Origin of the sequence: Hyphomicrobium sp., assembly GCF_035548195.1 — a bacterium.
Classification (GTDB): domain Bacteria; phylum Pseudomonadota; class Alphaproteobacteria; order Rhizobiales; family Hyphomicrobiaceae; genus Hyphomicrobium_B.
Genome location: NZ_DASZTY010000007.1, coordinates 1 through 13,336 on the forward strand (window position 1 = coordinate 1; position 13,336 = coordinate 13,336).

General features: G+C 56.5%; 12 protein-coding genes and 1 pseudogene. 9 read left to right on the forward strand and 4 right to left on the reverse strand.

The features are described from left to right. A partial coding sequence (locus VHB22_RS01220) for a carboxylesterase family protein (protein ID WP_325455125.1) occupies positions 1–1,263 on the forward strand: 1,263 nt, incomplete at its 5' end. Between the two features lie 52 nt (positions 1,264–1,315). Here the strand turns inward: VHB22_RS01220 and VHB22_RS01225 are convergent. Next, complete coding sequence (locus VHB22_RS01225; protein WP_325455126.1) at positions 1,316–1,492, reverse strand: DUF1328 family protein; 177 nt, start codon at positions 1,490–1,492, stop codon at positions 1,316–1,318. A gap of 289 nt (positions 1,493–1,781) precedes the next feature. After that, a complete protein-coding gene (locus VHB22_RS01230; RefSeq protein ID WP_325455127.1) occupies positions 1,782–2,198 on the reverse strand; it encodes an NUDIX hydrolase in 417 nt (138 codons plus the stop codon). A gap of 87 nt (positions 2,199–2,285) precedes the next feature. Here VHB22_RS01230 and VHB22_RS01235 point away from each other — a divergent pair, with 87 nt between their 5' ends. Next, positions 2,286–2,474: a hypothetical protein gene (locus VHB22_RS01235; RefSeq protein ID WP_325455128.1), complete on the forward strand. Its 189-nt coding sequence runs from the start codon at positions 2,286–2,288 to the stop codon at positions 2,472–2,474. Positions 2,475–2,554: 80 nt separating this feature from the next. On the opposite strand, the gene VHB22_RS01240 is transcribed toward VHB22_RS01235, so the two are convergent. Further along, a complete protein-coding gene (locus VHB22_RS01240; RefSeq protein WP_325455129.1) occupies positions 2,555–3,577 on the reverse strand; it encodes an NAD(P)-dependent methylenetetrahydromethanopterin dehydrogenase in 1,023 nt (340 codons plus the stop codon). A 937-nt stretch (positions 3,578–4,514) separates the two neighbouring features. Continuing rightward, positions 4,515–5,183 carry a protein-L-isoaspartate(D-aspartate) O-methyltransferase gene (locus tag VHB22_RS01245; protein ID WP_325455130.1) on the reverse strand — a complete coding sequence of 223 codons (669 nt, stop codon included), beginning with the start codon at positions 5,181–5,183 and terminating at the stop codon, positions 4,515–4,517. Positions 5,184–5,424: 241 nt separating this feature from the next. On the opposite strand from VHB22_RS01245, the gene VHB22_RS01250 reads away from it, so the two are divergent. The 7 genes and pseudogenes from VHB22_RS01250 to VHB22_RS01275 all read left to right on the forward strand — a co-directional run bounded on the left by VHB22_RS01250 (position 5,425) and on the right by VHB22_RS01275 (position 13,311). Further along, complete coding sequence (locus VHB22_RS01250) at positions 5,425–7,356, forward strand: acyltransferase family protein (protein ID WP_325455352.1); 1,932 nt, start codon at positions 5,425–5,427, stop codon at positions 7,354–7,356. A gap of 55 nt (positions 7,357–7,411) precedes the next feature. After that, positions 7,412–8,293 carry a rhodanese-related sulfurtransferase gene (locus tag VHB22_RS01255; protein ID WP_325455131.1) on the forward strand — a complete coding sequence of 294 codons (882 nt, stop codon included), beginning with the start codon at positions 7,412–7,414 and terminating at the stop codon, positions 8,291–8,293. Between the two features lie 243 nt (positions 8,294–8,536). Then, a pseudogene (locus VHB22_RS16335) lies at positions 8,537–8,911 on the forward strand (ATP-binding cassette domain-containing protein); the annotation flags it as partial. 21 nt (positions 8,912–8,932) lie between these two features. Beyond that, positions 8,933–9,445, forward strand: coding sequence for a hypothetical protein (locus tag VHB22_RS16340; RefSeq protein WP_414652694.1), 513 nt, complete (start codon positions 8,933–8,935; stop codon positions 9,443–9,445). Continuing rightward, positions 9,438–10,184, forward strand: a complete 747-nt coding sequence (locus tag VHB22_RS01265; protein ID WP_325455133.1) for an ABC transporter permease subunit — start codon at positions 9,438–9,440, stop codon at positions 10,182–10,184. Before VHB22_RS16340 ends, VHB22_RS01265 begins: the two co-directional genes overlap by 8 nt. A gap of 9 nt (positions 10,185–10,193) precedes the next feature. After that, positions 10,194–12,275, forward strand: a complete 2,082-nt coding sequence (locus tag VHB22_RS01270) for a GldG family protein (RefSeq protein ID WP_325455134.1) — start codon at positions 10,194–10,196, stop codon at positions 12,273–12,275. A 13-nt stretch (positions 12,276–12,288) separates the two neighbouring features. Beyond that, entirely contained in the window at positions 12,289–13,311 is a 1,023-nt protein-coding gene (locus tag VHB22_RS01275; RefSeq protein WP_325455135.1) for a DUF4340 domain-containing protein, read from the forward strand. The last annotated feature ends 25 nt before the right edge of the window (positions 13,312–13,336 follow it).

Below are 13,336 nucleotides of genomic sequence, written 5' to 3' on the forward strand. Positions count from 1 at the left end.
CCAGTGATCGTGTGGATTCACGGTGGCGGCAACGTCGATGGCGAGTCGAACGACTACGACGGCAGCAAGCTTGCAACGGGCGGCCCCGACGGCGTTCCGACCGTCGTCGTTACCATCAACTATCGCCTCGGACTGTTCGGCTTCATCTCCAATCCGGCCCTCAATGCCGAGGGACATCTGTGGGGCAACTACGGTATCCTCGACGTCCAGGCGGTGCTTCGTTGGGTCCAGCGCAATATTGCGCAGTTCGGAGGTGATCCCACGAATGTGACTCTCGGCGGACAATCCGCGGGCGCGCGCGATACGACTGCTAATGTTCTGTCCCCGATAGCGGCCGGCCTTTTTCACCGCGCGATCCTGCAGAGCTATCCCGAGCTGAACTGGAACACTGCGGATCAGATCCTTGCCAAAGGCAAAGCTTTCGCAGCGGCGGCGGGCTGTCCTCAAGACGCGAGTGCGAAAGCCGCGAAATGCTTGCGAAGCCTGTCGGCAGCGCGGATCCTTCAGTTGCAAGGAACGCCGAACGCAAACAGTCCCCTTGCAAGTCAGGTGTTTCCCGACGGCACGATCATTCCTATGCAGCCGGGCGAGGCTTGGCAGAGCGGCAGGTTCAATCGCATGCCCATCATGACCGGAATCGTTCGCGATGAAGGGAACTTCGGCATCGCGATATCCGAATATTTCTCCGGACCTCCCCAAGCCGCGATGACGCCGGAGCAGTACGCTGCGGCAGTTACCGGCGCAAAAGCAGAGCAGTATCCGCTTTCAAACTATGGAAACAATCCGCAGATCGCATACGGCCACGTCACGACGGATCCGACTGCGTGTACTGCCTTGAAAGCGATTGATCTGATGTCCGGTTACGTGCCGACGTACGGCTACGAATTCGCTTATCAGAATGCCCCGTGGTACTTCCCGAAAATGCCGGGTTTCCAACCGCTCGCGGCCCATACCGTCGACATACAGTTCTTGTTTCCCGGTTATCACGGCGGCAATCTGGGCGTAAACTTGGACCAGGCGACTGGTCAGCCGCGTGACCTGAATGCCGCGGAAACGAAGCTGTCCGATAAGCTCGTGGCGGCTTGGACGCACTTCGCCAAGAACGGAAACCCGAATGGGTCGGGCAATTCTCCGTGGCCGAAATATAAGAAGAATGCGCCTAAACTATTTTCTCAGAATATCCCGCAATCGACGGCATATTCTGCAGCGCAGTATTCGGCCGATCATAAGTGTGATTTCTGGAATGCTCCGCCGACGCAATGATGAGCGGAATAAATGGATTGTTAAGAAGCCGGCTTCGCGCCGGCTTCTTTTTTTAAACTCTCCGAAGGAAGCTGATTAGCAAGCCGGCAATGATGACGATAACGGCGATCGAAATCAGCAAATGCGCGCCCGACATCGCCACACCGGCGACGCCACCAAACCCGAGCAACGCAGCGATAAGCGCAACCGCGATAAAGACGATAGCGTAGTAGATAAGATTGCCGCCCATGCGATGTTCCTCCATTAACACGTGTGGGAAGAACGCTCGTCGCCAAGGAGTTGTTCCGCCGCGATGAGATTCGCTGCACGGTCTGATTGCTATAACGAAGAAGCACGTGCAGAAGCCACCGTCGTTGGCTTGCAGCTTAGCCTGGCACACTCCAACTCAGCAGGTTTTGGTAATCCCTTCACAAACACACTTTTTGGAAAAACGCTGAAGCCGTTCCCCCGGCCTTCGCGCCCTCTCGAACATCCGCTGCTAGGGCCGAATGTCTATCGTTTCCGCACTCGTAAACGGATCACTTGAGGGTCGGCATCAACCGCTGCGCGTCGTCCAATATTTTCCGATGGTCGAAGGCCAGAACGAGATCCTTGTAATCTGTGAACCAATTTGCCTCCGCCGCGTCGTCCCCGGCAGTACAGGTTGTGGTAGTCGTACGCGCCGCAAATGCGACCGAACACGAATGCCCCCTCGGGTCGCGGCTAGGATCGGAGTAAACACCGATCAATGAAAGTGGTCCGAGGTTAATTGCCGTTTCTTCTCGAATCTCGCGGCGGCATGCATCCTCTACTGTTTCGCCGATTTCCACGAAGCCTCCAGGCAGCGCCAATTCATTGATGAACGGCTCATTCTTTCGGCGGATCAGAAGTATGCGGTTTGAAGGATCGAAAATGACGCAATCGACAGCAAGTAGCGGTGTCTTTGGAATAGGCATGCCGATTTAATCCTAAGCTAGGATTTTTGTCATGACGCTGGTCGCCGTTGAGATATAGTCGCAAACGATCAGACGGCGGAGGATAATGTGCCGATCAGTTCTGTTGCGGCCCTGCGTTTCCTTCAAGACATAATCTATGGTGGGGAACAAAATCTAAAATCTCTCGACCGCGAGAGTTTACTCGTCGTCCACCAGATATTGACGACACTGCGCGACGAAGTCGAGCAGGAGCTGTTACAGTCTGCTGCCATCGACGATAGCGGCATCGAAGCCTGATTTATAGAACCGTATGGCGAGGGATAGCAGGCGCCGGGTCCAGAGCGGACCCGTGCCTCTCGTGCCGTCGTCTGGTTCCGTCAGGACTTTTTCAGCTTCCGCACCAGTTCGCGCGCCGTTGCGAACGCATCGGTGAAGTCGAGCATGAGCGAAGCTTCCGACTTGGTCATCCGGCGCAGTAGTGCCGCCTGAGTCTTGTACTTGATATCGCCAATGGCGAGTGGCCCGACAGAGAGAATGCCGGTATTTGCGATAGGCTGCCCAAGGTCGAACAAACCAACGCCTTCGATGCCGGAGGGCGGAACGGCGTTGACGTCGGCGACGACTGCCGTTCGTTTGGATTTTGCAAGATGTTTAGTCTTTAAGACCTGGATGCCCGCGGCGGCCGCACAAAGAACGATGTCGGCATTCGCGACGATCTTCGTCTTATCGGAGTCGCGTCCACCCAGCACGGGTGTAAGCTTCACCCCGAAGCGTTGCTTGGCGGCACGGACGAGCGGCTGCAGTGGCGCCAGGCCCATATGCGAGACGACCTTGACGTCTGCGCCGTTGAGAGCAGCGATGACCGCCGACGCAAAGCCAACTACGCCTGTCGCCCCAAAGACGGCAACGCTGGCGCCATCGAGAGAATGGGAGGTCTTCTTCCGGTAGACGTGCTCGACGCAAGCAACCATCGCGGCCGCCGTCGTAAATGAGCCACCCGGATCTGCGAGAGCCGAGAGCTGGAAAGGAGGAACAAGGGCCGATTTGGCGACCGCCAGCATGTCGAGCGCTAGCAGTGCATCCTTGCCGCCAATGAACAAGCCGGTACGGCAGCCATACTCAGGCGGCCGCGAGAAAATCGCATCCTGAACGAGCGCTCGGGTGTCATCCAAACGGGCATTGGTATGCGGAATGACGACTTTGTATCCTGCATCGACGGCCATGTTCACGTCGAAAGGACTTGCGAATGCCTGAGTGGAGAGAAAGTGAAGGATCGGCGTCGCGCTGATGCGCTTCTTACGGGGCGCCGGTTTGCGCGGCTTTCTGAGCGGGAGTACGTCTACGTCTGAGTTCAGCTCTGCAATGCCGCGTTCAAACTGAGCAATGTCGTCCATTGGCATTGAAGCCTACTCCTGAGCTACGCATGTGAGGGCCAAAGCCCGCATTATTGATTACGAATCCCCGCCGCAAAACGGCCGCCATTCGAGAGCGAATGAATCGGGTAGAATAGCGAACGAGAAAGGAAGGTAATGCCGCGCCAGGCGGCCAAGCGAATTACAGCATCATGCCTCGGCGCAAATGCACCGCATCGCTTGTCGAGAGGCTTGCAGAATAATCCAAAATATTGCGTTAATAAGAATATCCGCCAGGTATTTCTTCCCGAGATTTAGAAAATAAATAAAAATTGGCGACGCGATTTAACTAATTCCGGACATATCTAAAGCACGTATTATCTTTTCTTGGGCGACTCCTGGCGAAGCCTCTTTCGTACGGTCTCCGGCGCTCTGGATGGAACTCCGGACGTCGGCGCCGGGCCGACTTGTTTTCTATTCCTAGAATGCGCCGGTCGCGGACTATGACCGCCACGGTCATAGTCCAGATGAGTATCTTTGGGTTTCTTGTTTCGCATAAGCTGGCTTAGCGCTGATGTTACGGCAAACTAGGCTGTCTGCGATATACGCGTGAGAGTAATATCGCGTTCCATAGTGGAGAAATCCGGTTTGCGCGGAACCCCTCGCAATACTACGAGGTTGTGGGGCAAGATTGGATTGGAAAGCAATGGGAGTCCCGAATGTCCATGCGCGAGGGTGATCCCCGGCCCGTAAATCCAGCGAGACGTGCGGCGTTGTCTCCGATGGCGGCTTTGATTGTCGCGGTATTGGCACTCGTGTTGTTTGGATACAACTTCGGAAATCAGCCGAGTAATTCCGAGAAATATGGGACAATTACAGAGACCGAGGCGCAGGACGGCGTCACACCGAGCCTTTCACCGGATGGAAGCGCAGATAACTCCCGGCCCGCCGACGCTCTTTACTCTAGCCCCTGAGCATTCGGATTTTAGTCCGTTTCCAAGCTCTTTTCGCCCCAGCCGCCCGCGCCCATCAATGGAACGAACGAAACCGGGCCGAGATCGACCTCGACGAATTCATTTTCGCTCGTGCGCGTTATCTTCAATAGAGCCTGCCGCCGCTCGGTTTTTCCCACCGGAATGATGAGGTGGCCGCTAACGGCCAGCTGTTCCTTTAACGCGGGAGGCACGCGGGGGCTGCTGGCCGCAACCAGAATCGCGTCGAAGGGCTGCGCCTCGGGCCAGCCTAGACTGCCATCGCCGCTACGGACATGGATATTGTTGTAACTGAGATCCGCGAGGCGCCGCCGTGCGGTGTCGGCCAACGCGGCATCCCGTTCAATTGCAAAGACTTCGGAGACGATCAGGCTGAGAACGGCTGCGGCATAGCCCGATCCGCTCCCGACCTCGAGCACGCGGTCACCTTTATCGATCTCCGCCGCTTCGATCATCATTGCAACAATATAGGGCTGAGAGATGGTCTGCTTCTCTCCGATCGGAAGCGGCGCATCGTCGTAAGCAAATGCTTTATAAGGAGGATCGACAAAAGCTTCCCGCGGTACGGAGCGCATGGCGTCGAGCACATGGGAATCTCGAATACCGCGGCCCGCGATCTGCGTATCGACCATACGATTACGAAGCCTGTCGCGCTCAAGCATAAACCTAGCCTTTGAGCGGCGGTAGGACGGTAACTTCTGGATGATTGCCGTGTGCCACCACCAGTAGCCAACCTACGCTGGCTTCGATTGTTCCGCCATCCGTTTCGGGGCGCTGCCGTCCAACGGGTAAGCCGTTCCGGATCGGCGGCGGATGACGACGCGCCGCGCTGGGTATGGCCCCCTTCTTACGTTATAGCAGGTCCGCAGGAAGCAGACCGAGGCATGGCTGGGGGACCTGAAACTGAAATACCGCGCTGAACTGGACGGATTGCGCGCTGTCGCCGTCGTATCGGTGCTGCTCTGCCACCTCGGAACGAAAGCGTTCCCCGGTGGCTATGTCGGCGTCGATGTGTTCTTCGTCCTGTCCGGTTTTCTGATCTCGCAAATTATTGCCGAAGATCTGCGCGGCGGTAATTTCAGTATCGTCAATTTCTACGAAAGGCGCGTTCGCAGGATTGTACCCGCGCTGGTGTTTGTGTGTGCCGTTTGCACGGCGGCAGCCATCGCGCTTTTATTTCCTGACGAGTTGAAGACTTACGCGGCAAGCCTTCTGGCGGCTGTATTTTCAGTCAGCAACGTTTGGTTCGCGCACCAGACATCCTATTTCGATCCGGCCGCAGCAACGCAGCCACTTCTCCATACCTGGAGCCTTGGTGTTGAGGAGCAGTTCTACATCTTCTATCCGCTCCTGCTCTCGGTAACTTTTCGCCATCGCCGCGGTTGGGTGCCGGCGTTGGTTTGGTTCTTGCTCGCGCTTTCGTTGGCATTGAGCATCGCACTATCGGCCCAGGACCCGAGATCATCCTATTTCTTGATCCATTGCCGCATGTGGGAGCTTTTAACGGGTGCGGTGCTCGCCCTCCGCCTCGTTCCTGAACCCGCCGCTACATGGCAGCGAGAGGCCGCTGCAGGGCTTGGATTGCTTGGTCTAGTCGTCGCGATCTTATCCTTCAGCAGCAAGACGGTCTTTCCCGGCTATGCTGCGCTTCTTCCGTGCGTCGCGACAGCTTTGATTATCTGGGGGGAAGGGACGACGCTTGTTGCCCGCCTTCTAAGCATCCGTCCAATTGTGTTTGTCGGTTTGATCTCCTACAGCCTTTATCTTTGGCATTGGCCGCTGATCGTCTTTGCAAAGCTTATCCTCGTGCAACCCTTCACGCTGACGCAAATGGTTGCCATCAGCGTCGCCGCCTTCGTTCTGTCGGTCCTGACATGGCGATTTATAGAAACGCCGTTTCGGCGCAGGACGGGCCAGCGAACCTCACCTGCAAAGGTGTTCGCAGCGGGCGGCGCCAGCGTTGGTGCGCTTGCCGCTTGCGCCATTACGGTCCTTCTTCTGCGAGGCATGCCCAACCGCTTCCCCACGGATATCCTGAGTATCGAAGCAGCCGCGCAAGACTGGAGCCCGAAGCGGGGCGCGTGCCACTTCGACGGTTCGCTCGCAGGCGATTTTGATAAATCGTGTGTCCTTGGTGCGCCCGTCGAACCATCGATCATTGTCTATGGCGATAGCCACGGCGCCGAGTTGAGCGTCGCTCTGGCGTCGCTCGCTGAAACGAGAAACGAAAGCGTGCGAGAGCTTACGGCCTCCGGCTGCCCGCCTGCACTCGGCTTCACCTATCCGGATCGACGGGAATGCCCGGCGTATAATGCAAAAGTTCTCGCTCGCCTTGTCTCCCTTCCGCCGAAGAAAATTATTCTCGTGGCGAATTCGGTTGGCTGGACGGATGAGTACGCGACGGAATTCAAAAGTGGTTTGCAAGCCGTGCTGCATGCCCTCGTGGATGCCGGACACAGCGTAATTTTGATGGGACCGGTACCACCCCATCCAAATCAATTGCCGGTCCCGGCGACCCTTGCAAGAAAAGCTCTCCTAGGTAAGGAGCCAGAAAAATATGCGTTCCGTCCGGATATGTCGAAGCTCAGGGATCTCGATGCCGATCTGGCAAAGATCGCGACGACCGAGAATGCGCGCTATGTCTCGCTGCTTGCGGCGCTCTGCAACGAAGACCGGTGTAAGGCCGACTTGAATGGCACCGTCCTATATTTCGACGATAACCACATGAGCGTCGCGGGCCAGAAGCTGATAGCCGCAAAACTTCTCGCGCCTATATTGTGGCCAACGCCGGTGGCAACAGCGGGCAAAGATAGTAGCGGTAAGGATATACGCTGAACCCGAGGCGCACTTGAAAGCACCGATACGGATTCAGTGATGCGATGAAACGACGATGGACGACAAAGTGTATTACGAAGGATCTGCAACAAGCGTCAAAATCGCGGCATTCTATAAGTTTGTCCAAATCGACGATCTGCATGCCCTTCGAGACGAACTCGGTGCGTTTTGCGCAAACCGAAGCCTGCGCGGCACGATCCTCCTCGCGCACGAAGGCATCAACGCCACCGTTTCGGGTACTACGGACGGCATCGATGCTCTTATCGACATGCTACGGTCCGATAGTCGCTTCGCGGATTTGCCGGTGAAATTCTCACACGCATCGACGCATCCTTTTCGCCGCCTGAAGGTGAAAGTCAAACCCGAGATCGTGACCTTCGGAGTTCCGGCTCTACGGCCTTCCGAGGCGACCGGACATCGTGTCGATCCGGCCAATTGGAATGCACTGATCTCTGATCCCGATGTCCTCGTGATCGATACGCGCAATGATTATGAAGTCGAAATAGGCACGTTCGAACGCGCCCAAAATCCGAAGACGCGCACGTTCGGCGAATTCCGCGATTATGTGGCCTCAGAGCTATCGGGCAATCCGGAAAAAAAGATCGCGATGTTCTGCACTGGCGGCATCCGCTGCGAAAAGGCCAGCGCATATCTTGTCTCGCAGGGCTTTACGAATGTTCACCAGCTTAACGGCGGCATACTGAATTATCTTGAGCGCGTATCTGCCGAGCAAAGCCTATGGCGCGGCGAATGTTTCGTCTTCGACGAGCGGGTTGCGCTAGAGCATGGTGTGACGCCCGGACGCCACGATCTTTGCGGCAAATGCGGCCGGCCTTGCCGACGCGACGACGCTCTTACGGAAAAGAATTTCTGCACGCGCTGCGCGGTCGCTCATGCAACTTCTTCGCACGCTGTGCGGACAGACGCACAGAAATAATCGCCGCTTAAACTGGCTCCAAAATTCCGCACGATTTTCGCAAATGCGAAATTATTCCCGCTCTGCTCGGAAGAGTTCTCTCATCGCTTTTGTGTCTGAAATTTAAGGGTTTCAACTCTTGAGATGACGTCGCTGTTGGAATAGTCCACCCCCTATCGATCGCAATCCAACTTCATCGGGGAGGTCTCCATGACGGTGCTCATCGAAGCCGTCGGACTTCACAAGCGGTTCGGCGACATTAATGCCGTCGATGGCATTTCCTTGAAGGTCGCCAAAGGCGAGGTGCTCGGTTTTCTCGGCCCGAACGGTGCCGGCAAATCAACCACGATGAAGATGCTTACCGGGTTTCTCGAACCGGATGCTGGACTAGCTTCAATCTGCGGAATTAACGTTTTTCAGGAACCGAAGGCGGCCAAATCAAAATTTGGCTACGTCCCTGAAGGAGCGCCATCCTACGGGGAAATGACGACCCGTGCATTTCTCTCTTTTATCGCTGAGATACGCGGGTTTCGCGGCGCCGATATCGCGTCACGCGTTGCGCGGGCCGTTGAGCGCGCCGGTCTTGAGCCGGTACTCGATCAGGTTATCGACACGCTGTCGAAGGGATACAAACGGCGCGTTGGTCTGGCGCAAGCGATCCTGCATGATCCGCCGGTGCTCGTCATGGACGAACCGACCGACGGTCTCGATCCCAATCAAAAGCATCACGTCCGCCAGCTCATCACCGATATGGCAGCCGACAAGGCGATCATCATCTCGACGCATATTTTGGAAGAAGTCGAAGCGGTGTGCTCGCGGGCGGTAGTTATCAACAAGGGCGCAATCGTTGCAGACGGCACTGCTGACGACCTCCTGCAACGTATGCACTACCACGGAGCGGTATCGCTGAAAGTCATTGCCGACCGCGCAGAGGCGGCCATTCGGGCCCTGACGGACGCCCCCGTCGTCGCCAGCGTCGAAACAGTAGGTAAGCCGAACGGCCATCTGCTTCTCCGAGCCATCCCCCGTCAGAAGACGATGACCGCCACGGAAATCGCCGCAGTCCTGCGGGCGCAAAACATTCCTGTCGATGAACTTTACGTCGAGCGCGGCCGCCTCGATGACGTTTTCCGCCAGATCACTATGTCCGAGGAGGGAAACAACAATGCGTGAGACCTGGGATAATGCCTGGATCATCGCGAAGCGTGAACTCCGCGCATATTTCGCCACGCCATTGGCTCTCGTCTTCCTAACGGTTTTCGTGGCGTTGACGGGCGCACTGACTTTTTATGTTGGCCGCTTCTTCGATCGAGGGCAAGCCGATCTCTTCCCGTTCTTCGCGTATCATCCGTGGCTCTATCTGCTTCTCGTGCCTGCGGTCGCCATGCGGCTGTGGGCAGAAGAAAGAAAGAGCGGAACGATCGAGCTGCTTATGACGCTCCCGATCACGCCCTTCGAAGCAATTCTTGGAAAATTTCTCGCCGCCTGGGCCTTTATCGGCCTTGCACTCGTTTTGACGTTCCCCATCTGGATCACCGTCAATATTCTTGGCAGTCCGGATAATGGCGTGATTTTGTCCAGCTATCTCGGAAGCTTCTTGATGGCGGGCGCCTTCCTCGCTATCGGATCATTCGTCTCCACACTGACGAAAAACCAAGTTATCGCCTTCATCATTGCCTCGCTCATTTGCTTCTTGTTTACGATGAGCGGTCTTGATCTTGTGCAGAACGCGCTGCGGGCATGGACCCCGGCCTTCTTCGCCAACGCCATTTCGTCGATGAGCTTCCTCTCGCACTTCCAGCAGATCGCGCGAGGCGTGGTTAGCTTGCCGACGCTCATCTTCTTCTTCTCGATGATCGTATTTTGGCTATTCGCGACCGTCATCGCGATCGACCAGAAGAAAGCGCAGTGAGGTCCGGTCATGAGCGAACGATTTGAACCATTGAAGCGCGCACTCGGGCCGTTAGTCACGTGGTGTGCCAAATTCAAGCGCTCGACGCTGGCTTGGGCGGGTCTGGCGCTCGCAGCCTTGGTGCTGCTTTCGGCCAATCTTGCCTCGTCCGTCGGCCTCAGGGGCTGGGATGCGGATCTTACGCAGGATAAACTGTTCACGATCTCCAAGGGCACGCGAGAGATCCTGAAATCCATCGACGAACCAATCACCGCTCAACTCTATTTCTCGCGCAATCTTGCGTCGGCTTCGCCAGACGTTGCGCGCTATTTCGACCGCGTCAGGGCCCTGTTTGAGCAGTACCGCGATATATCGGGCGGTAAGCTGCAACTCTCGATTATAGATCCGGAACCGTTTTCAGATGCAGAAGACAAGGCGGTAGCAGCCGGTCTTCGCGGATTGCGCCTCAATGCTGAGGGAGAGACAGGTTACTTCGGTTTGGTGGCGACAAACGCTACTGACAACCAGCAAACCATCCCGTACTTCGATCCGGATCGGGAATCCTTCCTCGAATACGACGTGACGAAGCTTGTTTATGCGCTCGCACATCCCAAGAAACGCACCATTGGCCTCATGACATCGTTGCCGCTTGACGGCGGCAAATCGCCAATGCGCCGGCAGCCGACGCCGCCATGGCTCATCATGAGCCAGATCCGCGAGTTCTTCGACGTCCGGACAATCGATCAGACCGTCAAATCGATCCCATCGGATATTGACGTCCTGATGGTGGCGCAACCGACGAAGCTTACGCCGGATGCTGCCTATGCCATAGACCAATACGTCCTGAAGGGTGGCAAGGTCCTCGCCTTCATCGATCCTGTCGCCGAGTCGGCGGAAATGCAGCTTCTCCAGGATCAGGGCAACGGACGCGAAGAGCTGACCAAGCTCTTGAAGGGATGGGGCGTCAACTTCGATCATAAGCAAGTGGCGGCCGACATCCGTCACGCCCGTCGGGTACAGTTTGGTGGAGGTAACGGCAATACGCCGACCGGCGAGCCGATGGTCACGGATTTCGTCGCCTGGCTTGGTCTCGATAAGTCCTCGATCAATCCGAACGATGTGCTTGCGGCAGGCATCGACGAAATCAATGTCGCCTCCGCAGGCGTCCTGAGCAAGGTCGACGGCTCATCGGTCGACTTCTCGCCAATCCTCCAAACCAGCAGCGACGCGCAGATCATTCCGCCGCAGAAAGTTGGATTTGGGGCTGATCCGATAGCGCTCCTTCGTAATTACGTCTCGGGAGGTCACAAGCTCGTTCTCGCCGCACGTCTTTCGGGAGAAACAAAAACGGCTTTCCCCGATGGACCGCCGAAACCCGCCGACGCCAAGAAAGCGGACGATAAAACCAAGTCCGCGGACAAGGATAAGAAGGGCACCACGGACAATAAATCTTCCGCAGACGCTTCAAAGCCCGCAGCCGCATCGGACAAGGCATCCGCATCGGATAAGACTGCCGCGGTCAAGGAGGTGAAGCCTGCACAGGTCAAATCCGGTAAGATCAACGTCATTGTCGTCGCCGACACCGATCTGCTTGCGGATCAGTTCTGGGTGAACCGGAATCTGATGGGGCAGAACGTCGTCATTCCGACGGCGAACAACGCCTCATTCGTTGTCGGCGCACTCGAAAATCTTTCGGGAAGCAATGCTCTGATCGCGCTCCGCGGCCGCGGCGTGAAGGAACGTCCGTTCACCCTCGTTGAAGATTTACGTCGCGACGCCGAGCAGAAATTCCGCACCAAAGAAGAAGCGCTCGAAGGCAAGCTCAAGACCGCGCAAGAGGAACTGCAGAAGATTCAGTCGTCGGGCGAGGGCGGCAATGGCGTCATCCTTACCGATAAAGAGCAGGAGGCGGTTGAAAAATTCCGGGGTCAAATGCTTGATACCCGCCGCGAGCTTCGCAAGGTTAAGCTCGCGCTCCGCCAGAACATCGACGATCTCGACGGGTGGTTGAAATTCGCGAATATCGGTCTGGTGCCGCTCATGCTGGGCGCAGCAGCGGTAGGACTTTCATGGCGTCGCTCGCGTCGACGTCGGAACAAAAACGATCGCTGAGGAGGGACACCCGATGAAGCCGCAGAATTTTGCGATTCTTCTCGTCGCCGCGGTTCTTTCGCTGGCCGTGGCTGTCACTGCTTATGTCACGACGCGACCTTGGACAGTTGGCAAGATCCAAGCTCAGACGATGCTGCCCGCATTGAAAGCCGATGAAAATAAAATCGCGGCAATTGAGATCAATCAGGGCGGAAAAATTGTCAAAGTTGCTGATAAGAACGGCAAGTGGGTAATAGCGAGTCAGGAAGACTACCCGGCCAGTACTGACTCGGTGAGAAAGCTTCTTCTTGAAGCATCCGACGCGCAACTCGTCGAACGCAAGACCGCAAAGAAAGATAAGCTCGGCCTTCTCGGCCTGAGCGATCCGAAGGTCAACGGAGCATCGTCGCGCCTGATCCGATTTCTCGATGACAAGGATCGACCGATCGCGGAGATCGTTGTCGGCAACAAGAAAGCTGATGCATTCGGGACCAACAAGAACGGCAGCTACGTGCGTAAACCGAACGAGGACCAAGCTTGGCTCGCCAACCGGGCGATCGACGCCACCGCGGAGCTTCATGATTGGGTGAAGACACGCGTCGTCGACATCCCGACCGACTCGATCAAGACCGCGACAATCGAGGTCGCCGGCCAGTCGGCTTATGACATCGAGCGCGATAGCGACGGCAAGAGCTTCAGGCTCACCCAGATGCCCGCAGGCAAGAAACTGAAATACGTAAACACCGTTGACGAGATTATCGAGTCAGCGAGCTACGTTGACTTCAAAAACGTTCGCAAGGCCAAAGCATCTGATACGCTGAAGGATGCCGGAAAAGCGACCTTCACGACAGACAAGGGACTTAAGGTCGAACTGGACCTAAAATCAGACGATAAACAGGCTTGGGTTACCGTCAAACCTTCGGGCGACGGCGACGCCAAGAAAGACGCCGATGCCATGTCCGCCCTCGTGAAGGGCTGGGAATTCGAGATTCCGGTCGCGAAAGTGTCCGGCCTGCTGAAGAAACAGGCCGACTTGCTTGAGGACGCAGGTTCCTGAATTGCGGCTCTTGCGGCGCGGGGCT